General features: G+C 44.8%; 18 protein-coding genes and 2 tRNA genes. 8 read left to right on the plus strand and 12 right to left on the minus strand.

Translation table 11 applies throughout. The features are described from left to right. Nucleotides 1-130: 130 nt before the first annotated feature. The 4 genes from FOR85_RS06405 (at nt 131) to FOR85_RS06420 (ending at nt 4603) form a co-directional block, all read left to right on the plus strand. Complete coding sequence (locus tag FOR85_RS06405) at nt 131-349, plus strand: hypothetical protein (RefSeq protein ID WP_223808546.1); 219 nt, start codon at nt 131-133, stop codon at nt 347-349. A gap of 12 nt (nt 350-361) precedes the next feature. Then, entirely contained in the window at nt 362-1012 is a 651-nt protein-coding gene (locus tag FOR85_RS06410; RefSeq protein ID WP_144297215.1) for a DUF938 domain-containing protein, read from the plus strand. A 456-nt stretch (nt 1013-1468) separates the two neighbouring features. After that, on the plus strand, nt 1469-3556 hold the full coding sequence (locus tag FOR85_RS06415; RefSeq protein WP_144297216.1) for a catalase: 2088 nt from the start codon (nt 1469-1471) through the stop codon (nt 3554-3556). A gap of 264 nt (nt 3557-3820) precedes the next feature. Beyond that, complete coding sequence (locus tag FOR85_RS06420) at nt 3821-4603, plus strand: MBL fold metallo-hydrolase (protein ID WP_144297217.1); 783 nt, start codon at nt 3821-3823, stop codon at nt 4601-4603. Nucleotides 4604-4698: 95 nt separating this feature from the next. Here FOR85_RS06420 and FOR85_RS06425 read toward each other — a convergent pair. From FOR85_RS06425 to leuS, 7 genes are all read right to left on the minus strand, one after another. Next, nucleotides 4699-4774, minus strand: a tRNA-Lys gene (locus FOR85_RS06425). A 156-nt stretch (nt 4775-4930) separates the two neighbouring features. Continuing rightward, nucleotides 4931-5006, minus strand: a tRNA-Lys gene (locus FOR85_RS06430). A gap of 366 nt (nt 5007-5372) precedes the next feature. Continuing rightward, a complete protein-coding gene (locus tag FOR85_RS06435) occupies nt 5373-7367 on the minus strand; it encodes a MacB family efflux pump subunit (protein ID WP_144297218.1) in 1995 nt (664 codons plus the stop codon). Between the two features lie 100 nt (nt 7368-7467). Further along, nucleotides 7468-8859 carry an efflux RND transporter periplasmic adaptor subunit gene (locus FOR85_RS06440; protein WP_144297219.1) on the minus strand — a complete coding sequence of 464 codons (1392 nt, stop codon included), beginning with the start codon at nt 8857-8859 and terminating at the stop codon, nt 7468-7470. Nucleotides 8860-9108: 249 nt separating this feature from the next. Further along, nucleotides 9109-10188, minus strand: coding sequence for a DNA polymerase III subunit delta (locus FOR85_RS06445; RefSeq protein WP_144297220.1), 1080 nt, complete (start codon nt 10186-10188; stop codon nt 9109-9111). Nucleotides 10189-10339: 151 nt separating this feature from the next. Next, complete coding sequence (locus tag FOR85_RS06450; protein WP_144297282.1) at nt 10340-10999, minus strand: hypothetical protein; 660 nt, start codon at nt 10997-10999, stop codon at nt 10340-10342. Nucleotides 11000-11156: 157 nt separating this feature from the next. Further along, nucleotides 11157-13874 (minus strand): leucine--tRNA ligase, encoded by a 2718-nt coding sequence (gene leuS, locus FOR85_RS06455; protein ID WP_373681945.1) that lies wholly within the window; start codon nt 13872-13874, stop codon nt 11157-11159. A gap of 227 nt (nt 13875-14101) precedes the next feature. On the opposite strand from leuS, the gene FOR85_RS06460 reads away from it, so the two are divergent. Further along, nucleotides 14102-14473 (plus strand): arsenate reductase, encoded by a 372-nt coding sequence (locus FOR85_RS06460; RefSeq protein WP_144297221.1) that lies wholly within the window; start codon nt 14102-14104, stop codon nt 14471-14473. Nucleotides 14474-14554: 81 nt separating this feature from the next. On the opposite strand, the gene argB is transcribed toward FOR85_RS06460, so the two are convergent. From argB to FOR85_RS06485, 5 genes are all read right to left on the minus strand, one after another. After that, nucleotides 14555-15466, minus strand: coding sequence for an acetylglutamate kinase (gene argB, locus FOR85_RS06465; protein WP_144297222.1), 912 nt, complete (start codon nt 15464-15466; stop codon nt 14555-14557). A gap of 109 nt (nt 15467-15575) precedes the next feature. After that, on the minus strand, nt 15576-17312 hold the full coding sequence (locus FOR85_RS06470; RefSeq protein WP_144297223.1) for a phosphomannomutase: 1737 nt from the start codon (nt 17310-17312) through the stop codon (nt 15576-15578). A 129-nt stretch (nt 17313-17441) separates the two neighbouring features. Continuing rightward, a complete protein-coding gene (gene dut, locus FOR85_RS06475) occupies nt 17442-17906 on the minus strand; it encodes a dUTP diphosphatase (RefSeq protein ID WP_068406547.1) in 465 nt (154 codons plus the stop codon). A gap of 149 nt (nt 17907-18055) precedes the next feature. Continuing rightward, nucleotides 18056-19459 carry a magnesium transporter gene (gene mgtE, locus FOR85_RS06480; RefSeq protein WP_144297224.1) on the minus strand — a complete coding sequence of 468 codons (1404 nt, stop codon included), beginning with the start codon at nt 19457-19459 and terminating at the stop codon, nt 18056-18058. A gap of 163 nt (nt 19460-19622) precedes the next feature. Further along, nucleotides 19623-21656: a UvrD-helicase domain-containing protein gene (locus FOR85_RS06485; RefSeq protein ID WP_068406542.1), complete on the minus strand. Its 2034-nt coding sequence runs from the start codon at nt 21654-21656 to the stop codon at nt 19623-19625. Between the two features lie 943 nt (nt 21657-22599). On the opposite strand from FOR85_RS06485, the gene ndhC reads away from it, so the two are divergent. The 3 genes from ndhC to nuoC all read left to right on the plus strand — a co-directional run bounded on the left by ndhC (nt 22600) and on the right by nuoC (nt 25913). Continuing rightward, nucleotides 22600-23211, plus strand: a complete 612-nt coding sequence (gene ndhC / locus FOR85_RS06490; protein ID WP_144297225.1) for an NADH-quinone oxidoreductase subunit A — start codon at nt 22600-22602, stop codon at nt 23209-23211. Between the two features lie 124 nt (nt 23212-23335). After that, nucleotides 23336-24004, plus strand: a complete 669-nt coding sequence (locus tag FOR85_RS06495) for an NADH-quinone oxidoreductase subunit B family protein (RefSeq protein WP_068406534.1) — start codon at nt 23336-23338, stop codon at nt 24002-24004. Between the two features lie 106 nt (nt 24005-24110). Beyond that, complete coding sequence (gene nuoC / locus FOR85_RS06500) at nt 24111-25913, plus strand: NADH-quinone oxidoreductase subunit C/D (protein ID WP_144297226.1); 1803 nt, start codon at nt 24111-24113, stop codon at nt 25911-25913. Nucleotides 25914-26018 lie beyond the last annotated feature (105 nt).

Consider the following 26018-nt stretch of genomic DNA (forward strand, 5'->3'; position numbering starts at 1 on the left):
CCCGATACGCTGGGGAACTCAGGAGGTGAGGAACTGCGAGCCTGTAGGGCCAACAACGCTAAATCCTGTAAAAGAGCAACAACAGCAAAGATTACAAGCCGCTTAATTTAGCTTGATGGTGACAACTACCTTGAAAAACTCCGAGGGCATGCCGTTTGCACTATATGTTCGTGCAGGTCATGATGGTACGGGTACCAAGCTTGCCATAAAGACCATTACCACTGGGTTGCGCTGGGAATGGATTCAAGAGGCGCTGATTTTACAAGGTGATTGGCAAGAGGTATTTACTGAGCAAGTCGAAGAGTTGGCGATGACACTGGCAGCTGGGGTAGAAGCGGGCATTTATTAATAAGGTGTTTTTATGGTTAAGGATAACTTAGGGAATATAGTTTCTAATCTACCATTTTCTCAAGCTTGCGAAAATAATCAGCAGCCAATACTAGAAGTCTTACAGCAAGAGTTAAAAAATTCGCATCATGTCTTAGAAGTGGGTTCAGGAACGGGGCAGCATAGTGTCTATTTTGCGCCACGTTTGACGCATTTACACTGGCAGACCAGTGATGTGCTTGCTAATCATGCCATTATCAATGCTTGGCATGCTGCGTATCCTGCCCCGAACTTATATGCGCCGCTAAGCTTTGACGTAGCATCTGATTCAATACCGATAAATAAGACTATCAATGCGCCTTACGATGCGGTATTTACCGCCAATACTCTGCATATTATGTCTTGGTCGCTGGTTACTCGATTATTTGAAACGGTTGGTGATATGCTACCTTTAGAGGGTAAGCTCATTATTTATGGGCCCTTTAACGAAAATGGCCGTTATAGCAGTGAAAGTAATCGTCAATTTGACTACAGTCTTCGGCAGCGTGATAGCAACAGCGGCATTCGTGCTTTAGAAGACATCACAGCAGTGGCAGAAAAACAGCATTTATTGCTAATAAATCGCTATAAAATGCCCGCCAATAATGAGATATTGGTTTTTCAGAAGAGCGCTGACATGCCGTAATATTTTAAAAGTATATTTTAAAAACTCACTCCTATCTTCTAAGTCATTCTAATCATATTTATCCGCCAAAACCTTAAAGTCCTTTTTATAGCGTTTAGTCACCCTTCATACATAGCTGCTCATCAGATTTTTCTGTCTTTATCCTCATCATCATTTCACTATAAAAACGTGTCTGCAAACAGACGTGATTTGGCTGATGCGTAACCAAAAATCAACACGCTTAACGATATATTTGACATACCGACGGCAGATTTTGAGTAATATAATTGATGAGCTTATCGATGCTGTCATGTATCAATGTCTAACAGCTTTCTCATCTATTAAGAAACAATCGTGCTGAACACAGACAATTAAACGACATCTGAAGTCAAAGCTATCTCTAAGGATATAAAACTGTGTTGGTGCTTATTTGGTGGGCTACCTGTAGTCCATTTTACTCATTAGCTAGGATATTTTATGAAGAAGAATATTGATCATACCGACCCCGCTAAAAATATGAATACCGAACGTGGTAATGGCGGTGAAACGCATCAGCGTACCGATGGTGATACAAGAGCGATGACCACTCAGCAAGGTGTTGTCATTTCTGACAATCAAAACTCGCTTAGAGCCAATAATCGTGGCCCCACGTTATTAGAAGATTTTGTTTTACGCGAAAAAATTACGCATTTTGACCATGAGCGTATTCCTGAGCGTGTGGTGCATGCGCGTGGTAGTGCCGCCCATGGTTATTTTGAGCTGACCGAATCATTAGAAGAGTATACAACCGCAAAAATTCTCACCGAAACGGGTAAACAGACGCCTTTATTTACCCGTTTTTCTACAGTAGCTGGTAATAAGGGCTCAAAAGATACGCCGCGTGATGTGCGCGGTTTTGCGGTGAAGATTTATACCGAAGAGGGTAACTGGGATATCGTCGGTAATAATATGCCGATTTTCTTTATTCAAGATGCGATGAAATTCCCTGATTTGGTACACGCGGTGAAACCAGAACCAGATCGCGGCTTTCCGCAGGCAGCCTCTGCTCATGATACCTTTTGGGATTTTGTCTCGCTTAGCCCTGAAACCATGCACAATGTCATTTGGCTGATGAGTGACCGCGCGCTACCGCGTAGCTTTGGTATGATGGAAGGCTTTGGTATTCACAGTTATCGTTTTATTAATAAAGATGGCAAGAGCACCTTTGTACGTTTCCATTGGAAACCAGTCCTTGGGGTACAATCGCTGATTTGGGATGAAGCAGTCAAAATCTCGGGCGCCGATCCTGATTATAATCGCCGTGATTTATTTGAAGCGATTAATAATGGCGATTATCCAGAGTGGGAGTTCGGTGTTCAGTTATTTACTGAAGAAGAAGCCAATGAGTTCCCATTTGATCACTTAGACGCGACCAAACTGATTCCAGAAGAATTGGTACCTGTGCGCATCGTAGGTAAAATGGTACTCAATCGCTATCCAGATAACTTCTTCTCTGAGACTGAGCAAGTGGCTTTCTGCCCATCGCATTTGCCACCGGGCATCGACTTTAGTAATGATCCTCTACTGCAAGGCCGTCTATTTAGTTATTTAGATACGCAGCTGTCGCGTTTGGGATCACCAAACTTTGCGCAGATTCCGATTAATGCGCCAAAATGTCCGTTTGCAAACAATCAGCAAGACGGTCATATGCAAATGCAAATACCGAAAACTCGTACTCTGTATGATCCACAAAGTTTAGATCCTGAGCGCCCACGTGAAAGCGTAAAAAAAGGCTTTGAGTCGTTCCACGAGAAGCTAGATGATGGCATTAAAGGTCGCGTGCGCGCTGAAAGCTTTGCGGACCATTATAGTCAACCGCGTATGTTTTACCGTAGCCAGACGCCAGCTGAGCAAGCTCATATCGCTTCTGCTTATGCGTTTGAGCTTGGCAAAGTAGATACCCCGCATGTACGAACACGAATGCTTGGTCATTTAGTGAACATTGACGAAGACTTGGCAAATCGTGTGGCAACGGCATTAGGAATGAAACTACCAGAAGCAATAGAACCAGCAGCGCCAGTACAAGATTTGCCAACCTCTGAGCCATTACAAACCATTGGTCGTACGCCAAAGAGTTTAAAGGCACGAATGATTGGGATTTTAGTCGCAGAAGGCTCAAAGCATAGTGAGATTAAGAAATTTGAAGAGGCGGCTATGGCAGAGGGCGCGCGCGTTAAGATTGTGGCACCAAATAAAGAAGTCACTTTAGATGATGGCACTATCATACAAGCCGATGAGCGTGTCTCTGGTGGTCCGTCAGTCATGTTTGATGCCGTGGTTAGTATCATTATGCCAGATCAAGCGAAGAAGCTGGCTAAAGACAGCGCAACGTTGGATTGGTTCAATGATGCTTATGTGCACTGCAAAGCGATTGCTTATTGCGGCGCGACCGATGAGTTTATCTTAAGTAAACTACCGATTGAAAAAGACGCGTTTGTGACGCCACTCGCTGAGCTTGATAGCTTTATTGAAAATGCCAAATCACGCTTGTGGGAGCGTGAGCCAAAGGTACGCGACTTGGCATAATTGACATTTAGCTTATTAACTCCCTCTTGTAATAATAAAAAACTCAGCCGCTGCGCTGGGTTTTTTATTGGGTAACGTTTTAAATATCCTATCAATACGTTATCAGCGATTTATCTCTAGTCACAAGCGTTCACTCAAAGACATTTATTTTAGGATAGCGAGCGTTATACTAAAGGACAAGCTTTCATCGTATTAGCAATAAAGTGAATAAATAATTCGTTAATGAAACATAGGAATGACAAGAAAAGCGGTCAAGGAAGATAAATGAGTTTATGTCAAATCGTACGTTTGGATGGCTATATTCAAAGTAGCTATCTGGCGGTTTATCCAGATAAATTAATGCTATTGGACGGCGGTTGTCGCCCTGATGTGGCGCTGGTGTTGGGTTATATTAAAGATACGCTAAAGCGTCCTATTACTGATTTAAAAGTAGTGGTCGTTACTCATATGCATCCAGATCATGCCGGCGGCGCGCAAAAGCTTAGAAAAGCGACTGGTTGCTTGATTGTCTCTGCTGCTAGAGAAACGCAGTGGTATAGCGGCATCGGCGGGCAAGTCATGCATTTGATTGATTTGGGTTTAGCTCATTATGTGGCCAAGCGTCAAGGACGTCCTTTTAAAAGGCTCTGGTATCCTGCGCATCTGCAACCTGATTTGACCGTTAGTGATGGCGATACCGTACCGCATTTTGATGATTGGCAGGTATTTGAGACGCCAGGGCATACAGATCGTGATTTGTCTTTATTTCATCTGCCAAGTCGTGAGGTCTATACCGCCGATTTAATCATCAAGCTGCGCCATAAGTTTGTCGCGCCATTTCCTATTTATGATCCCAAAGTTTATATCAAGTCGCTACAAAAGGTAAAAGACTTACAACCGTCTAATGTCATGATGGCGCATGGTTATGAGTTGGGTATCGATGCTGCAACTTTTGACAGTCTAATTGCGCAAGCACCTAAGCATCGGCGCACCATCAAAGATACCATTAAACATAAATTGCTTTGGCGCCAAGATGATGGCTTTAGCCTCCGTAAGCGTAAACGTTGAAAGCTAAAAACGTTTACGCTATAAACTAAAGCTTCACCAAAATAAAAAGCGCATAAAAAAAGCCCGATCATTAAATGACTGGGCTTTTCTAAATATGGTGGGCCGACCGCGACTCGAACGCGGGACCAATTGATTAAAAGTCAACTGCTCTACCAACTGAGCTATCGGCCCTGAGAAGCTTTAAAATATTGCATGACAATTTTAGCTTCGCAAGATAAATTTCCTTAAAAGGAAATTTATTAAAACTCGACATCAAAAACAATGTCTTTAAACTTATTACGTTACTACCGGATAGGGTAGCATACATGATAAGCATCATACTAAATATGGTGGGCCGACCGCGACTCGAACGCGGGACCAATTGATTAAAAGTCAACTGCTCTACCAACTGAGCTATCGGCCCTGAAGAGTGTATAAAAAAAGCATTGCTTTTTTAGCTCTGCAAGAGAATCTTACTTATTAGGTAAAATTCTTAAAGCTTAATTTCTTTATTTATGGATTAACCAATAACAAAAGAGGCAATAAGCTTGTTTACCCGTTTAGATTATTTGTATCTCTAAACGTGAGAGCACATTATATATATAATTATGACAATTACAACCCCGAATGCTAAAAAAAGTGCAAATCTGTGTAAATTAATCCTATTTTTTTAAATTTAAGCGTTAATTGACTTTTAGAGACCTTAGCATTTTATAAAAATTACGTTTCGAACGCTATTTTTACCCTTATTTTTTAATATTGATCTTTAGTAATTGGTCATAAAATTATTCTAATCTCTAGATAGTGCTTCTACGGGATCTAATTTGGCAGCGTTACGAGCGGGCAAAAAGCCGAAAACAACCCCAATCAGCGTCGAGCAAATAAAGGCGGCAATAATAGATGTTGGTGAATAAATGACTTGGAAGCTGTCACCACCAACACGATTGATGATTTCACCGATGGCAAACGCCAGCCCAATCCCCAATAGTCCGCCTAAAATACAGACCAAAACGGCTTCAATGAGAAACTGCTGCATGATATCGCTTTGACGCGCTCCAACGGCCATCCGTACGCCAATCTCATTGGTGCGTTCGGTCACTGATACCAGCATGATGTTCATGACGCCAATACCGCCGACGATTAGCGAGATAATAGCGATAGAAGATATCAGCAAGGTCATTGTTGCGGTGGTCGCTTCAATGGTTTGGCGAATCGAGTCTGAGTTACGGATGCGAAAATCATCGGTGCCATGCCGACCTATCATAAGCTCAGAGATAGCAGCTTCAGCGGCGGCAGAGGAGATATTGTTATCAATCAGCGCGACAAAGCTTTCAATATAAGCGCTGCCTATCAGCCGCGACATCATGGTAGTGTAGGGCATATAGAGCGTAGGCGAATCAACGCTACGACGAAAGCCGCCATCGTTTGGCTCTAAGACGCCAATAACGCGCCCAGGAACGCTGCCTATGAGTAAGACTTCGCCAATCGGATTGGCATTGTCGGGGAAAAAGGTTTTATTGGCATTGTCATCGATAATAATATCTTGGGTACGGCGTAAGATACTTTGTTCATCGAAACCTTGACCTAGAGCTAACTTTTCACCGCTGACATCAAGATAGTCTTTACCAACACCGCTGATACTAGCAGCTTCTTGGATATTACGATAGCGGACGTTCATATTGCTATTGAGCTGCGGGCTGACACTGACCACATACGGCTGGTCAGCGACCGCTTGGGCGTCTTGCGGCGTTAGATTGTCATCGTTGTACTGCCGTCTAGGGTCGCCGTAGGGGTAGCCATCGGTGACGGTGATGGTATTGGTACCTAAGGAGCTGATATTGGACAATATCTGCTCTTGTGAGCCCTTACCGAGACCGACGACTGATACCACCGACGCAATACCAATGATAATTCCTAACATCGTCAATAAGGTGCGCATTTTATGGGCGCGCATGGCCAGCAAGGACATTTTAAACGCTTCAAATAAGCGGTCGATAAAGCTGCTAAACGCGCTTTTACGGTGCTTATCTATGACAGCTGCTGGCTGTGGTTCTGCATGCTGATAATCGTCGTTTTTATAGTCGGCAATGATATAGCCGTCTTTGATTTCAATGACACGCTCAGCTTGAGCGGCAAGGCTAGGGTCGTGGGTGACCATGATGATGGTATGACCTTGGGCATTTAAATCTTTGAGGATTTGGACGACATCTTCGCCCGATTTACTATCAAGCGCACCCGTTGGCTCATCGGCTAAGATGATATCGCCGCCATTCATTAGTGCCCTTGCGATAGAGACACGCTGCTGCTGACCGCCCGATAGCTGACTTGGTCGATTATTTACCTTGTCGCCGAGTCCTAAGTCTGACAATAGCTTTTCGGCACGCTCGCTGCGAACTTGTCCATCCATCCCTGCATAGACTGCGGGTACCGAAACGTTATCGCGGGCGTTGATATCACCCAATAGATGATAGCGCTGAAAAATAAAACCGAAGTGCTCACGGCGTAGTTTTGCCAGCTCATCGGCATCTAGACGGCTGACCGATTGACCAAATATTTTATAATCACCCGCCGTTGCTTGATCTAAACAGCCCAAGATATTCATCAAGGTGGATTTGCCTGAGCCCGATTGACCAATGATAGCGACCATCTCACCTTGATTGATGGTCAAATTGATATCATGTAAGACGCGAATGGTCTGCTCGCCAGCTGGAAATTCTCTAATCAAGCCTTTGACTTCCATCAAAGGCTGATCAGTGGCATTAAGCGTCGGGTGTTGATTACTCATTTGCTATCCTGCTTATCTCAAATCTTAAGTCATTATCAAAGCCAAAGCTGATGTATTGCTGGCGCCGATTTATTTAAATATTCTTAGCAAACTTTAAATACTAGAAGGGTCGACCGCCTCTGCCACCTTTACTGCCTTTATCAGCACCTTCCTCGCTTAATATAACTTCATCACCTTCTTTTAGACCGCTTAATATTTCCGCATTAACTCGGTTATTGATACCGACTTTGACCGTTTGTTCAACGACTTCACCATCGGCTTTAAGGACACGTACCATCGCCATGGTTGCACCAGAGTCATTATCTGGGCGAGAGTTATTATCACCACTTGCGGCAGTATTAGCAGTAGCTGCGCCCTTTTTAGCATTGCCAGACTTGCGAGATTTACCGGCAGGCTGCAGGGCAGCAGAAGGAATAAGTAGCGCGTCTTTTGCTTGGTTGATGACGATATAAACTTGCGCGGTCATATCGATACGAAAGCGGCGCTCGGTATTAGGGACTTCAATATAACCGACATAGTAAATAGCGGCATCGGTCGAGCTGGTGTCGCTGATTTTCTCAGGAGCGGGTTCGATGGCTTTGAGGGTCGCGTCGTATTTTTGGTCGGGATTGCCGATGATATTAAAATAAACGGGCAAGCCTGCTTTGACGTTAATAACGTCGGCTTCAGAGATTTGCGCATTGATACGCACGGTGGATAAATCCGCTAAGGTAACGATGGTTGGCGCAGTCTGATTGGCGTTGACCGTCGTCCCTTGCTCAGTGGTCACCGATACCACTGTTCCTGACATCGGCGCACGGATGGTGGTATAGCTTAAATCTTCCTGCGCAGTGCTAACGTTGGTTTGAGATTTACGTAATGCTGCCTGTTGGCTGTTGATATTGGCCTCAGTTGTTGCAATCGCTGCTTTTGCGGTATCGATAGCAGCGCGGGCATTGGCGACTGATGCTTGTGCGGTGGCAACTTTGGTCGCTTGTGTATCGTAATCTTGCTGCGATATGGCATCGATAGCCAGTAAGCCTTGCAAGCGTGAGAAATCTGCTTGTGCTTGCTTTAATTCAGCTTGACGGCTGGCAAGATCCGCTTGCGCACTTTTTAGACTCGCTTGACGGCTTAGCGACTCGGCACGCGCGCTTTGTAACGCCGCTTCACTTTGCTCGAGGCTCGCTTGCTCATTACTTAAATTATTCTTTTGCGTCACCTGATCAATCTGCGCAATTAAATCGCCTTTTTTGACTTCATCGCCGACGTCGACAAACAGCCGCGTCACTTCACCAGATACCTGCGCACCCACATCGACGGTATTTAACGCCTTTACTTTACCCGATGCCATGACGTTATTTTCGATATCGCCAATCTCAGCGGTCGCCGTTAGATAGTTGGGTGTGGTGTCTTTTGGTTTAAAGGTTTTGTAGGCTAAAGCCCCTAAAGCTACGATGACAAGGGCAATGACGCCCCATTTAATAGCAGACTTTTTGCTCATTTTGCGCATGACAACAATCCAATCACAGTTAAATCAAGTGTAGCTATAGTAGAGGCTTGGCGACCAAAAGGGAATGGCAATTAGTTTGCGAAACGTTAAGAGGAAGAATTGTAACGGTAATAACTATTAAATTTTAAACAAAAAAAATAACCCTATACAGAGGGTTAAATAAGAAAAAATGATGAGTTGTTTAGTAATAAATGCTTTAGATGATGACGCGGGACAGGAAGACGTTTTTTTGCTTGCTTGCCTGATAGTCTAATGGGCTTTAAACAGACGTTGCCCTGATAGCTCAAGCGCTGCTTGTAATAATAACTCCCACGCTGGTTGGCGCACCAAACCCTTAATCGCTTGGTCACATTTATAAAGCAATGCTGGCCAAGTGGCCGTTTGAGCTTTTGAGTGGCGGCGGCACGCTTGCTGATATAGGCCTTGTTTGCTACGCCAAATGCCAAGTGCTTGCGGGTCTTGTCCATCCATTAGTTGTATAATCTGGCGCATGTCTTTACTAATTGCCCATAAAACCAAAGTGGTTGGTTCATCAGTGGCTTTAAGTTGAAAGATAATTTTGGCAACTTGGGCGCTATTGCCAGCAAGCATGGCATCGGATAAATCGAATACACTAAACTGCGCATCACTGACCAATGCCGCTTGTAAATCATTAATATCTAATGCCACGTTTGTCAGAGGCTGGCTAGAAGGGTTTTCATGACTAGTGTTTTTACTATCAACCTCTGCCATCAATTGCGGCGCAAATAAATACGATAGCCGCCACAAGGTTTGATAGGCACTAAGCAGATGATGTTCGGTATGTGACATCAAGAGTTGCCAAGCTTCTTGCGATAAGGTTAAGCCAAACTGCTGGGCTTGTATCTGCAATAACTGCTGGCGCTGCTGCTCGTTATACAAATTGCAATCGATAATATGACCATATTGCGCAAACGGTGCAAACCATTTGCTGGTCTGCGCGCGTTTGTCTTGCTTTGGTGTGAGCCATAACAAGCTATGGCTATGCGCCCCTGTCTGCGCATCGATGGCAAAACGTTCAAGCTCGGCAATAACGGCTTTATCAGGTTTATGGTTGCCTGTTACGATAAGCGCACTTGCATCATCGAATAAAGACTGACTGACAAGCTCTGACAACACTTCTTGCCAACTCTTCACTGATACCAGCTCGATACGCTTAATAGCGTAATTCTGTGCGCGCCAATGCGGACGCAGCGCATCGATAAGCCATTGACTGAGTAACGGCTCATCACCGTGCGCCAACCACAAGCCCGCTACTGCAACGGAAGGCTGTAGCAGTTTTGGATAAGCTTGTATAAAGGTATCTTGCATAGAGAGAATGACACAAGGTTATGAATAGGTGATTAAAGCTGGTTATATTTAAACGCTTTAAACAGAAAAGCGTTTAAATCAAAGCGTCTAAATATAGGCAGTTTTAATAAGGATGTTTTTAAAAATTAATTTTAAAAATAAAAAACTAACATTAAGATTTTGGTGCTATCACGGCAGTAGATACTGAGCCTTTACCATTTTGCATAGTGGGTTTGCTACTGTTAGGAGCAATCTTAGGCAGCGCAATCGCCACATATTGGTCAGTAATTCGGCGTGCTAAACTATCGTAAAGCCAATCACGAATTTGGTCGCCTTGCTGATCATCGGTACTTACCGATGCTTCGTTATACTGGTAGCTACGCTCAACTTGGATAGGGTTGGTCAGCGTCACAGGTTTGCCATTCTCGATGCTTTGATAGCTAACATCAGCTGACATTACCAAGCGAATCTCTGTTAAGACGCCAACTAACTCGTAACGCTTAAAGCGGACATTGTTCACGGTGATTGCCGCAATAGGTTCAGCGTCTGCTTTTTGGTTATTGTTAGCGACATCTGCTAAGGTCATATTATCAATAACCTCGACCCCTAACGCTTTTAAGCGACTGACGAGGGGCAGTTTTAATGGAAATGAGGTGCGATTGTCTTCGATAATCACCGCGGTTTTGTTGACGTCAAACAACATCGGTGCATCATAGCCGCGTAGCTGAAAGCCGCAACCACTAAGACTAGCACCTGCACCCAAAACTGCAAACATTGGCAAGGCGGTCAGTAGCATCGTTGCCAGTTTTTGCGCGCTTGATTTATAAGTCATGGTGCTTTGTCCGTCTGATTTTGCTTGCTGTGCCTGCAAAGCTCGGTGCTTATACGACATAATCGCTATCCTTATTTTGATAAGAAGACCCAAGAAAGAGAGTTTGAAAACGCCATGATTGAAGTCGCAGCGTTTAAAAACTTAATCCTTAAAAGGTCTAGCCTGCCACCACGATATTAACCAGTTTATTCGGTACGACGATTTCTTTTTTAATCTCGCCTGTAAGGAATTTTGCCACGCCTTCAAGCGCTTTTGCTTGCGCTTTTAGCTGCTCAGGATCGCTATTAGGTGCGACATCCATTTTACCGCGCATTTTACCGTTCACCTGCACCACCATTGTAATCATATCTTGCACGAGAGCGCTTGTATCGACTTCTGGATAGCCTAGGGTAACGGTATCCATACCTAATTGCTCAAGCAAATGCTCACCAATGTGCGGCGCGTATACCGATAGGATAATCAATAAATCAATCAAGGCTTCATGCTGTACTTGTAGGTCTTGCTCACTGTTTGCATTGAAGTTAGCAAGCTCGTTAGTAAGCTCCATTAGGCTAGAAACTGGCGTATTGAGTGCCAAGCGTTTACCCAAATCACTATCAATCTTGCCAATGGTTTCATGGGTTTTACGGCGTAGGGCTTTGGCTTCTTTGCTTAAGTTATCGGTATTGAGTGCTGCATTATTTAGCGTATCAAGGCTTAAATTGGCAGCAGTCAGTGCGTGCATATGCTCAGTCGCAATGCGCCATACTTTTTTCACAAAGTTATAAGGGCCTTTTAGCGCATCATCTGACCATTCAAGGGTTTGGTCGGCAGGCGCAGTAAATAGCGTATATAAACGAACGGTATCCGCGCCATATTTATCAATGGTAAGTTGTGGGTCGACGCCGTTGTTTTTTGACTTCGACATTTTTTCGATTTTACCAATCGTCACTGGCTGACCGTCAGATTTCAAAGTCGCTTTAATCGGCTGACCACGCTCGTTATAGTCGATATCGATGTCTTCGGTGAAGTAATAAGTGGTACTGCCATCGGCGTTGACGCGGTAGAAAGTACCAGCAAGTACCATACCTTGGGTCATCAAATTGGCAAATGGCTCATCGCCTGATACCAAGTTTTCATCACGCATGAGCTTATGGAAGAAGCGCGCATAAAGTAGATGCATAACCGCATGCTCGACACCGCCGATATATTGGTCAACCGGCAACCATTTATTGGCGGCAGACTTATTGACCATATTGGTTGTATCGTGTGGGCTGGCAAAGCGCGCATAGTACCAGCTCGACTCTACAAAGGTATCAAAGGTATCGGTTTCACGCTCAGCAGGATTGCCACATTTAGGACAAGTGGTATTGACAAATTCTGGGATATTTTTTAGCGGATTACCGCGACCGTCAGGGACGACGTCCGTTGGTAGGACCACTGGCAAATCTTGCTCTTCAACCGGCACCGTACCGCAATGCTCACAGTTGACCATTGGGATAGGGCAGCCCCAATAGCGCTGGCGAGAAACACCCCAATCGCGCAGACGGTATTGGATTTTTTTCTTGGCAAGCTGTTGCGGTTCAAGCTTCGCTAGCATGGCTTCAAACGCTTGCTCGAAGTCCATACCATCAAATTCGCCTGAATTGACTAAGGTATTGCGCTCGGTATAAGCGCGGTTACTTTGCGTATTATTGGCTTTGGCATCGGCTTCTACTTGATCTAAAAAGCCAGCAGGAATGTCAATCACTTGTTTAATAGGCAAATTGTATTTAGTCGCAAACTCGTAATCGCGCTCGTCATGGGCAGGGACCGCCATCACCGCACCCGAGCCATAGCTCATCAGTACATAGTTGGCAACCCATACTGGCACTTCTTCGCCAGTCAGTGGATGAGTGACGGTCAGACCAGTATCCATGCCAATTTTTTCAGCTTTAGCCAAATCTGCTTCAGCAACTGAGCCTTTTTTACACAGCGCATTAAACTGGGCAATCGCCTCATCTTGTTCAGCAGCATATTGTGCCAATGGATGCTCGGCTGCAACCGCGACATAAGTCACGCCCATCAAGGTATCAGGACGCGTCGTGAACACATCTAAGGTATTGGTTTCGCCTGCCAGCTCATAAGGGAAATGGACTTCCATACCGGCACTACGACCAATCCAATTGCGCTGCATGGTCAGTACTTCAGATGGCCAGTGACCTTCTAGTTGATCTAAATCATCAAGCAGCTCATCGGCATAATCGGTGATGTTAAAGTAATACATCGGGATATCGCGCTTTTCGACTGGTGCGCCACTACGCCAGCCTTTACCGTCAATGACTTGCTCATTGGCTAACACGGTATTGTCGACTGGATCCCAGTTGACGGTGGCAAGCTTTTTATAAACCAAGCCTTTTTTGTATAACTGCAAAAATAACCACTGCTCCCACTGATAATACTCAGGGCTACAAGTAGCAAATTCGCGTGACCAATCAATCGATAAGCCAAGTAATTTAAGCTGTGCGCGCATGCTATCAATATTGGCAAATGTCCATTTGGCAGGCGGCGTCTGATTGGCAATTGCCGCGTTTTCTGCTGGCAGACCAAAACCATCCCAACCCATTGGCTGCATGACCTCATAGCCTTTTAGGCGATAATAACGGCTTAGCACATCAGAGATGGTATAGTTACGCACGTGACCCATATGCAGCTTACCGCTTGGGTAAGGGAACATCGACAGCATATAGCGACTTGGCTTGTCACTTGGCTCGTTGCTGACTTCAAAACGCTTGTCAGTTGCCCATTTGGCTTGCTGCGCGGCTTCAATAAGTTGCGGCTGATACTGGGCGTTATCGATAGAAGTATTATTGGTATGGGTAGTATTAGCAGTTTCTGCTGTCACGGCGTTGCTCATAGTTGGCTCGGAATAGGTTATTACAGATAAATTGGGTAAAATTTTACAATGCCATAGCATAGCGTAATTTGGCAAAAATTGCGACGATATGATAGAGCGTTTACTCACTGTAAAGGTGATAAACCTGCAAAGTGAATGCGCTTATGATTGTTTTTGTCGTCATAAACCAAATGCTCATCACTGTTAGGTATAATAAACAAAATAACGATCATTGATTTGGAGTTTCTATGACCCTCACCATTTACGGCATCAAATCTTGTAGCACCATGAAAAAAGCTTTTACTAAGCTTGATGAGCTAGGCGTTAGCTACGATTTTCATGACTATAAAAAACAAGGCATTGATAAGGAAAGCGTACAGCGTTGGGTAAACGAGCTTGGTATCGATAAAGTTCTAAATAAACGCGGCACCACTTGGCGCAAGCTCACCGACGAGCAAAAACAAGCGGCCGATAGCGATGTGGATAACGCCATTGATTTGCTGATAGAAAATACCAGTATGATTAAGCGTCCGATCGTTGAAGGTCAACTGGCAGATAAAATTCAGCCGATACTGTTATGCGGTTTTGATGCAGCTGAGTTTGATAAAGCTTTTTCGTAAGGTAGGTTTTTAAACAAGCACTAAAGCCCGAACTTAAATGTTAAGCTCGGGCTTTTGTATACTAAAAATTACCACAGCTCACTAGCTCATTGATGAATCTAAATCACGGCTAATCAAGGTGCCGACGCCTTCGTTGGTAAAAATCTCGAGTAGCGTGGCATGTGGCACACGACCATCGACAATAACCGCGCTTTTTACGCCGCTACGTACCGCGTCAAGCGCGCATTGAATCTTAGGAATCATACCACCTGAGATAATACCATCTTCAATAAGACCATCGACTTTCTTTGGGGTGAGTCCAGTGACCACTTCGCCATCACGGCCCAACACGCCTTTAATGTTGGTTAGGAGCATCAGCTTTTCTGCTTGCAAAAATTCTGCGACTTTACCGGCGACCAGATCGGCGTTGATATTATAAGTGTTGCCCTCAGAATCGACCCCAAGCGGCGCGATAACAGGGATAAAATCAGAGGCAATCAGCATATTAATCACGTCTTTATTAACGCTGACCACATCACCGACGAAGCCTAAATCAACAGGAACTGCCACACCATCTGCGCCGATTTTTTCCATCATCAGTTTTCTAGCTAGGATTAAATTGGCATCTTTACCCGTCAGACCAATCGCGCGCCCACCGTGTTTGTTGATTAAGCTGACGATAGACTTATTGACGCTACCGCCCAATACCATCTCGACGATATCCATTGTGCTTTTGTCAGTCACGCGCATGCCGTCGATGCGATCAGATTGACGACCGAGCTCTTTTAACAAATTATCGACTTGTGGACCGCCGCCGTGCACGACCACAGGATGCATACCAACGGTTTTTAATAACACGATATCACGGGCAAACGAGCTTTCAAGCGCAGGGTCGGTCATGGCATTGCCGCCGTATTTGACGACGATGAGCTTATCAACAAAGCGTTGAATATAAGGCAGCGCCGTGGTTAATACTTCTGCGGTAATTTTGGCTTCATCCAAATTAAGCGTCATGACAAGCTCCTAAAAGACAGGGTTAAGCGGTGGATTGATTGAGAGTTTTTGTTTCTCTTTGGCGTTCTCTAATAAGGCGTTTTCTAATAAAGTTAAGGTTAAATAATACCTATTCAGCAACAATAGCCAAGATTTGCATCGCTAGCGTCTTGTTAAAGGGGCGGCATAAGGCGGCAAATCTCGTTTGAATATCGATAAGGTCGTCGATGCTATCACCAGCAAAGCGCACGGTCAGATTTTGACTGGTATTTGATTGGCGCAATACGCCAAACCCGCGCGCAAAATCTAAGCGCACGCCATCGATACAGCTAAGCTTGGTGCTCACTGGCAATAGCGTTTGCGCCTGCTCTAAAGTAGTAGATTGGCTTTGCTGCGAGCACGTACAAAGGGACGGCGCACAGGCAACGACGGCTTGCGGGTTGAGTTGATGTATAGACGCAGCTGATGTCGCGTGAACCAATTGCTGTAAATACTGACAAAATCTTGCCAGTTGCTGCACGATAGAGCAGTCGTTAGCTATAGTTTTTGGTAGCGGTAAATAATGGTCAGCGGTACTGACGATAACCGGTAAACCTTTAATAATATCGGCTAGGCTTTTTGTACGAGTTGACTGAGTACCTTGAGATTTTCCCAACCAATGGAGCAGTCGTAGTGCTGCATACATGGCGTCATCATAAAGTATAAAGCGGCTATCATTAAAAATAAAATGCCCAGATAGCTCACCAGCAAAGGTTATTTGACCGTCAGACTGCTGCATTTGTTGGCGCATGAGGCTGCTGCCAGTTTTACTAAGCACAGGCGTGGCGCCAATTTCACTGATAAGCTTGGGCAGATGATGACAGCATTTAATATCAAAGAGCACTTGCGCGCTTGTTAGCAAAGTCTTTAAGGTTTGCGGGCGCTCAATAACCGCTATTTTTGCTAATAGATAAAGCAGGTGGTCGGGCGTGACGACTTTGCCCCGATTATCGACTACCATTAACCGATCGCCATCACCATCAAAGGCGATACCTATATCTGCTTGATGAAGCAGTACGCTTTGCTGCAACTGTTTAAGACGCTGCGGCTCAGTCGGGTCCGGATTGCCAGTAGGAAAATTACCGTCTGGCGTATCATTCATCATGATGATATTTTGGCAAAAATGGTCAAATAAAGGCTTGGCGATATTGCTGGTGGCGCCATGCAAACAATCAATAACCACCACTAAATCAAGTTTGGAGGAGGGTAGTTGGCTACCTTCTTTAGTTTGATTAAGAGGCTGATAGATTTGCTTAAAAACTTGAGTAATAGCGTCGCTATAAGCGCTTGTGACTTGATTAGCAGGTAACTGCTGTTGTTTATAACGCACAGGCTGGTCATTGGTTTTTACAGACGAATTTTGCGAATTATAACTAGCTAGTTGTTGATATAACGTTTGAATATCGGCGCTACTAGGCGAGATATGATTGACGAGCCATTTCACTCCTAAAATATCTTTAGCAGAATGGCTGGCAGTGACAATAATGCCATGCCCCTGATATTGCTCCGCCCAAAAAATCATCATTGGCGTGGTAACAAGTCCTAGTTGGATGACTTGTAGACCATGCTGAGACAAGATATCAGCAAATATTTGCGCCATGCTACCACTACCGTCACGCACATCATGACCAACAACGACAATGGTTTTTTCGTTAGTGCTTCGGCTACTATTTTCGCCAATATTTTCTCTATAAATGCTTGGCTGAGCTTGATAAAGATACGCAAAAGCATTTCCCAAGGCATGAATAAAATCATCGGTAAAATGCTGGCGCGACCCACGAATATCATAAGCACGAAATAAGGAGTGCTGCGCAGCAAAAGACGGCATCGCTTACTCTCCTTATAGTCATGATAAATGGGCTAGTGGTGAATGAAAAATCGCTGATTATTGTTATTGCTGCGCTTGATGCTAAATGAAAATCCAATGATGCTTAATGTTTAATGCTTATATTCAATGCTACTGACGACCAGAATGGCCAAAACCGCCCGCACCGCGCGCACTGGTATCACTAAATTCTGCCACCACTTCAAACTCCGGACGGGCGACTGGTACAACCACATATTGCGCCATACGTTCGGCAGGATTTAGCACAAAATCTTCATTGCTGCGATTCCAAATACTAACCATCAGCTCACCTTGATAATCGGCATCAATCAAGCCGACCAAATTACCCAAGACGATACCGTGTTTATGACCGAGACCTGAGCGTGGTAAAATCATACCCGCAAAATTGGGGTCTTGAATATACACCGCAAGGCCAGTGCCAATCAAATGCGTCGCCCCAGCTTTAATGGTCAAAGGTTCGTCAATGCAAGCGCGTAAGTCGATACCTGCGCTGCCATCGGTAGCACGCGTCGGTAGCGAGAACGCTTTATCTTCAATAATTTTAGGGTTTAATACTTTAACTTGTACAGCTTGCATAACGCACTCACTTAACGATGTAATGGTTGTATAAACAGAATGAATCACATTTTTAACGATTAGGTTTTAAATGCTTAACAGCAACTATTTTTATTATAAATAGCTGCTGATTTTTAACTTTTAGTTTCCAGATTTTCATGGGCGGTTGACTAAAGAATCAACACGCTTGCCAAGCCCAAAAACGACATAAAGCCCACTATATCGGTCACGGTGGTCAAAATCACCGACGCTGATAGAGCAGGGTCGATATTCATGCGTTTTAGGAGTAAAGGAATGCTAATGCCTGAGACATTGGCTGCAGTCATATTGATGGCGATTGCCAAGCCAACGACCGCACTGATCTTGATATCATGAAACCACAATTGCGCAATAATCGCCATGATTATCGCCCATATCGTACCGTTTATCGCGCCAACCCACAGCTCTTTATTTAATAACCATAGGCGATTCGACCCACCAATTTGACCCATCGCTATACCACGAATGACGACTGTTAATGTTTGCGAGCCAGCGATACCGCCCATACTGGCAACCACGGGCATTAAAATCGCCAGCGCCACCACTTTTGCCAACACCGCCTCAAACTGACCGATGACCGCCGACGCCAATAGGGCGGTACACAGGTTGATACCGAGCCAGATACTACGGCTTTTGGCGCTGGTCAAGATAGGGGCAAACAGCTCTTCATCTTGGCTCACACCAGCCAGGTTTTTCATGGTGCTATCGACATCATCTTGGATAATCTCCATGATGTCCTCGGCATTCAACTGACCGACCAGCTCGCCAAAGTCGTTAATCACAGGCGCAAAGCGGATATCTTCTGAGCGAAAAATCGCCGCCGCATCGGTGATATTGAGGCGATCATTGATGGTGATAGCAGGGTCGATAAGCTCTGAGACCAAAGTGGTTTGATCATGTTTGATCAAATCCACCAAGCTTAGCAGCCCAAGCAACTGCTGGCTTTGATCGACGACCAACAGCTCTTGGCTTTCGTCGTCGAGCAGATCGTCATTGGCGCGCAGCCAGTCTTGTACCTCAGCCAGCGTAATGTCGTCTCTGACCTGAATGGTATCAGGGTCCATATAGCGACCGACTTCCCAATCGGCATAGGTGTCGAGTTTATTGACCTGAACGCGAACGTCTTCATCTAAGGTCGCCATGACTGATGAGCGTACGGTATCAGTCACGGTCTCCAAAATCTCCGAGATGTCTTGGGCATCTAGATCTTGAGTGAATAAGGAGATTTCTTTGGAGGAGACGTTTTCAAGTAAAGGCTGGCGCGTCTCATCTTCTAGCTCGGCCAGCACCTCACCTTTGATATTATCGGGTACTTGCTCCCAAATCAGCAGGCGGTCTTGGATAGGGAAGGACTCTAGCAAGTTAGCAATCTCGTACTCTGATTGCTTAGCGAGGAATTCAGCAATCTCTTTGGAAGCTTCTTTTGCGACTAACTCTTGCAGGTACAGCAGCTTGTACTCAGCTCTATACTCTGCAGGATTGTAATCCCCTTGCAGGGTCGATGGTCGTTCTTGTTCAGGCGGTGGCGTAGGCATAAAGGTTCCAATGTTTTTTACAAATGCTAGGATAGGTACTAGGGCGTGTCTTCAATTTACTCGGTAGTTGTCTCATCACGCAGCCATGTCGATGTTTTCTGTGCTGTGCCCTTATGATAACAAAGACGGGGACGAACTGCACTCGCTGAACGTTTAGTAATCGTTAACGATTGCCCAATAATGCTCGAATATTGGCCAAATATTCATCAGCGACTTTTTCAGGGTCTTTGCTGGCTTTTTTCTTTTTGGCTTTGGCAGGCCAGTCGATATGATCCTCTGGCAATTCATCCAAAAAACGCGATTCAGAGGTGACGCGCATTTGCCCGCCTGCACGGCGCTGGGTCGCAAGCGTCAACGTCAGCTCACGGCGCGCGCGGGTAATACCCACGTACATTAAGCGGCGTTCTTCCTCAATGGTTTCACTGAGGATAGAGTTGCGGTGCGGTAGCATTTCTTCCTCAAGTCCCATGATATAGACAAAATCAAACTCCAAGCCTTTTGCCGCATGTAAGGTCATGAGGTTCACTTTATTGGTATTCTCTTCTTCTTGCTGCTGCTCGAGCATGTCAAGGAGCACCAATTTGCGAATAATAGTATCAATCGTACGGTCTTCATCTTCTTCGGCGCGATTAATCAATGACTGAATACTGGTATAGAGCATGTCGATATTATCGATACGATTTTTTTCTTGTTGCGGCGTTTTGGCGTCGCTACGGACAAAGTCGATATAGCCGGTTTCGTCAATCATTTGACGGACGATAGGCACGGGGTCGGGGTGCTGATCGAGCTCACGGGTATAATGCTCGATAAAATCGCCAAACTCTTTTAAGGTACCATAGGCTTTTGACGGTAACACATGAGCAAGTCCAGCGTGGGTACAAGAGGCGAGTAAGGAGATACTATGCTCTTGCGAAAATAGACCAAGCTTTTCAAGAGTAGCAGGGCCCATGCCGCGCTTGGGCGTATTGATAATACGTAAAAATGCGCTGTCGTCTTCTGGGTTTAAAATCAAGCGCAGATAACCCATGATGTCTTTGATTTCACTACGGGCAAAGAACGACTGACCACCCGATAATTTATACGGCACTTGCAGCTGACGCAATTGCGCTTCAAGCATGCGCGCCTGAAAGTTACTGCGATAAAGAACGGCGTATTGTTCCCATTCATTACCAAAACGCAGTTTATGGGTGACGATTTCTTTTGCCACGCGCTCAGATTCATCGTCGTCATTACGGCAATTAATAATGCGAATTTTTTCGCCTTGCCCTTTATCTGACCACAGTTTCTTTTCAAATAAATGCTCGTTATTGGTAATAACGGCGTTGGCAGAGGTCAAAATACGCGTGGTCGAGCGGTAATTTTGCTCAAGCATAACGATTTTTAATTTCGGAAAATCTTCTTTTAGCAGGGCCATATTTTCAGGCTTGGCACCGCGCCAGGCATAGATAGATTGGTCATCGTCGCCCACGACGGTAAAACGCCCTTGTGGTCCGACCAGATATTTAATCATCTCATACTGGGCGGTATTGGTATCTTGATACTCATCGACCAATAAATAACGAATACGGTTTTGCCATTTATCGCGCAGCTCAGCGTTTTCACGTAAGATTTTGGTTGGCAGTACAATCAAATCATCAAAATCTACGGCGTTATAAGCGCGCAAATTACGCTCGTATAAGGCATAGAGGGTGGCAAAAATCATATCTTCTGGATCGTCTAAGGTTTCCATCGCCTTATCCGGCTCAATCAAATCATTTTTCCAATCAGAAATCATTTTTATCGCTTTGCCAACCAGCTCACGGCTTTCGGCGCCGCTTAAATTGTCACGCATCATCAGCTCCATCAGCAGACGTTTACTGTCATCGCTGTCCATGATGGAAAAGTTGCCTTTCAATGGCGTATGAATCAGCTCGTAACGCAAAAACTGCAAGCCAAATTGGTGAAAGGTCGATACCGTCAGACCGCGAGTTTTTTCACTTGGCAGCAATTTACTGACCCGCGCTTTCATCTCACGCGCCGCTTTATTGGTAAAGGTCACCGCCGTGATACGCTCGGCTGGCATGTTGCATTCTTCGATGAGATAAGCGATTTTACGGGTAATCACCGAGGTTTTACCGGAGCCAGCCCCAGCCAATACCAATAAAGGTCCTGAGACATAAAGCATGGCTTCTTGTTGTTTGGGATTAAGTTGACTCATAAGATGACCTGTAAGACAAAAGCAAAAAAGAAGATAAAACGAATAATGGATAGTAGCATCGTTGACGAAAGTCGTTGTTAAGCAAAATATGATAAAAGGCTGCGATGCTTGGGCTACAACGATGATTTTAATCAAACGCTGATTTTATTAAGATGATAATAATAAAAATCATAACGTCAATAAGGATGGTATTTTTAATAAAGACGATATTTTCGGTAAAGTACACCCAATAATAAAGGGTAACAAAATGTGTGTTCAAATAACGCCAAAGCGTCAAAATGAGGTGGGCTATTATAAAGCAAAAACCCTGTCTTTGGGCGAGGAGTTGGCAGCGGGTTTTGAGTTAAAAAAGTGTTTGCTTTGCGCAGCTTACACTATATATAGCAGCGTCCACATAAAAATTCAGATTCGCACGTAATATAAGGTAACGTCTATAACATAGTTTATGGTAAAAAAAACATATTTTTTTTGCAGATAAAATGACCATTCAATGCAGTTAAAAACTAGCTTTTGATTGCCGATATGCGTATAGTACGTAAATAATTTATGCCAGTTGTCACGTCATTGTTGACCACGTGTATGAGCTATTAAATCAATTAAGTACGCCAATAAATACGATATTGATTTAATACGTTGATCTTACGTTGTTAAAAGATGCGTTGGGCGACCAGCCTTTTATCCGCGTGCATGCCGGAATATCTATAGTTGGTCATGTCTGACATCGTCGTCAATAAGCTTGATAATTGGTTATTACCAGCACAGTAGCTATAATAGTCATGGGTTTATCACAGTCCTTGAGTTGTTTAAATATATTTGCTCAAAAATGAGTCAATGACAGCTACTTTGTGTTTTCGTCTGCGTTATGCTTATCGCCATTACCACCAGCATTTGTGAGTATTCGCGGTGCGCTTGACACTCGATTGGGTGAGGAGCACGTATTATCATGTCTGCTTTTAATTGGTCAGCAATTGCTTTTATTTTAGCCGCCATTGGGCTAGTTGTCTTTATGCTGGTCGTTCCGCGCTTGCTTGGCGGTCGCTCTCAGGGCACACAAAAAGAAGAGATATTTGAAGCGGGTGTTGTCGGAGCTGGCAATGCCCGCATTCGTTTGTCTGCAAAATTCTATTTGGTGGCGATTTTCTTTGTGATTTTCGATTTAGAAGCGCTTTATCTTTATGCGTATGCCGTTTCAGTGCGCGAAGCCGGCTGGTTAGGGTTTGCTGCCGCCGCCATCTTTATCACAATCTTAATCATCGGTCTGATATATGAGCTGAGTCTGGGCGCGATGAACTGGGCACCAGCGGATAAACGCCGTAAACAAGCGCGTCTATATGCGGCGCCAGCCGGTTTTAATTTGGCCGACATCACCAAGTTTGATGGCGTTGATGAGCTGATGGTTGACCCAACAGGCAAGATGCCGGCGCAGTCTTCAGGGCAAATTAATGTCTCAAACAATATCGAGACCAATCGTCGCCATTTACAAAATATCGATCATATTAATACCACGGGTAATGTGACGTCAGTGGATTTTGCCACTGCTGCACAACAAGACTAGCTTTAAGTTCATTGCTTATAGCAGTCTTGTTTACACCTAAATGGTCATTTATTAATAATAGAAGTTATGGCGCTAGTGATGATAAATACTTGTCACGCAGCGCTTAAAATAAAGGTTGTATGTTATGAAATACACATTAACAAAAGCCAACCCTGATGCAGATATCTATCCTGCACAGACCAGTCAAACGGTCAATGACCCTATCGAAGAAGAAGTCAATAAAAACGTCTTTATGGGTCGTCTCGAAGACCTTGTCCATTCAACAGCAAACTGGGGGCGCAAGCACTCACTGTGGCCATTTAACTTTGGTACCTCTTGCTGTTATGTCGAATATGCCACCACCTTAACCGCGGTTCACGATTTGTCACGTTTTGGTGCCGAAGTTATCCGCGCCTCACCCCGTCAGGCAGACGTGATGATTGTTGCTGGTACTTGCTTTGTGAAAATGGCACCGGTTATTCAGCGCCTTTATGAGCAAATGCTTGAGCCAAAATGGGTCATCTCGATGGGCGCGTGTGCCAACTCGGGCGGTATGTATGATATCTACTCAGTGGTGCAAGGCGTCGATAAAATCATTCCTGTTGATGTTTATGTGCCCGGTTGCCCACCGCGTCCAGAAGCTTTGATTCAAGGTTTGATGCTGCTACAAGAGTCGATTACCAAAGAGCGTCGTCCGCTAGGCATTCATGTCAATGAGCAAGGTATTTACCAGCCGCAAATGACGCCTGAGCGTGACCGTAAGCAAGCGGACCGTATTGCGGTGAAAAACTTGCGTAGCCCAGACAGTATTTAGTTTATTAGCTCAATTGTTCATAATTCTTAGAAGTGCGCGTACGCTTATCACAGCTCGGTTATGATTGACATAGCTGGGTTATGATTAATGAAGGAAGACATCATTCATGGTCACGGTAGTTGAAAACATAGATCCTAATAACATGGATCCTAACAACAGGGATAAGATCAAACCTGTCCCAGCAGTTATCAAAGAGCTGGAAGAAAAATATGCTGGTAAGTTTGTCGTACAGCACACGGTGGATGAGATTCCAACGGTGTGGGTGGCGCGTGCCGACTTATTAGACGTCTTATTATACCTGCGTAAATTGCCAAAACCTTACGTTATGCTCTTTGACTTATCCGCGATAGATGAGCGCTTGCGTCAACATCGTCAAGGTTTGCCAGACAGTGATTTTACGGTGTTTTACCACTTGATGTCGCTTGAGCGTAATAGCGATGTGCGTATCAAAGTCGCCCTAAGCGAGGAAGATCTCAACGTACCAAGTGCGACTAAAATTTGGCCAAATGCTAACTGGTATGAGCGTGAAGTCTGGGACATGTTCGGCATTGTCTTTAGCGGCCACCCGCATTTAACGCGTATTTTATTACCTAAATATTGGGAAGGTCATCCACTGCGTAAAGAATATCATGCGCGCGCGACAGAATTTACCCCGTATTTTTTAAATAACGCCAAGCAACAATATGAGCAAGAAAACCTGCGTTTTGTTCCAGAAGAATGGGGCATGAAACGCTCGGGTCGTGATGAAGACTTTATGTTCTTGAACATTGGTCCTAACCATCCATCAGCGCATGGTGCATTCCGTTTAGTACTACAGCTTGACGGTGAAGAAGTTGTCGACTGTATTCCTGATATCGGCTATCACCATCGCGGCGCCGAAAAAATGGCTGAGCGTCAAACGTGGCATTCTTATATTCCTTATACCGACCGTATTGATTACCTCGGCGGCGTCATGAACGAGCTACCGTATATCATGTCGGTTGAAAAGCTTGCTGGGATTACGGTGCCGCCGCGCGCTGAAACCATCCGTGTGATGATGAGTGAGTTTTTCCGTATTACCAATAATCTGCTATTTGTTGGTACCTTTATTCAGGATGCGGGCGGTATGACGCCAGTCTTCTATATGTTTACCGATCGCCAAAAAGCTTATGACGTCATCGAAGCGGTGACTGGCTACCGTATGCATCCTGCTTGGTTCCGTATCGGCGGTACAGCACACGACTTACCGCGTGGTTGGCAGCGTTTGGTTCGTGAGTTCCTAGATTGGATGCCAAAACGTTTAGATGAATACGTTAAAGCGGCACTACAAAACAGTGTGCTAAAAGGGCGTACCCAAGGCGTTGCCCAGTACAATACCAAGCAAGCATTGGCATGGGGCGTTACCGGCGCAGGTTTGCGAGCCACAGGTTTGGATTTTGATTTACGTAAAGCACGTCCGTATATGGGCTACGAGAACTACGATTTTGAGATTCCAGTCGGCTATAACGGCGATGCTTATGATCGTTGTATGGTAAAAATCGAAGAGATGCGCCAGTCGCTACGTATCATCCGCCAATGTATGGATAATATGCCGCAAGGTCCTTATAAGGCAGATCATCCATTGGCCGTGCCACCGCCGAAAGACCGTACCTTAAATGATATTGAGACTTTGATTAATCACTTTATCTCGGTTTCTTGGGGTCCTGTAATGCCAGCGGGTGAGTGTACGACCATCGTTGAAGCAACCAAAGGTCTAAACAGTTATTACATCACCTCAGATAAAGCGACGATGAGCTATCGTACTCGTATCCGTACGCCGACATTTGCGCATTTGCAGCAAATGCCATCGGTGATTAATGGCTCGTTGGTCTCTGATGCCATTATGTATTTGGCCTCGATTGATATTGTCATGGCCGATTGTGACCGTTAACGGTTTGGGCTGCTGCATTTATCATTAATTTTCATAAATGTTAAATGGTAGATGTTAAATATTAAAAGTACGCCAAGTTTTATTAATATGTTATCGCCAGACTGG

Origin of the sequence: Psychrobacter sp. YGAH215 (assembly GCF_007280595.1) — a bacterium.
Classification (GTDB): Bacteria; Pseudomonadota; Gammaproteobacteria; order Pseudomonadales; family Moraxellaceae; genus Psychrobacter; species Psychrobacter faecalis.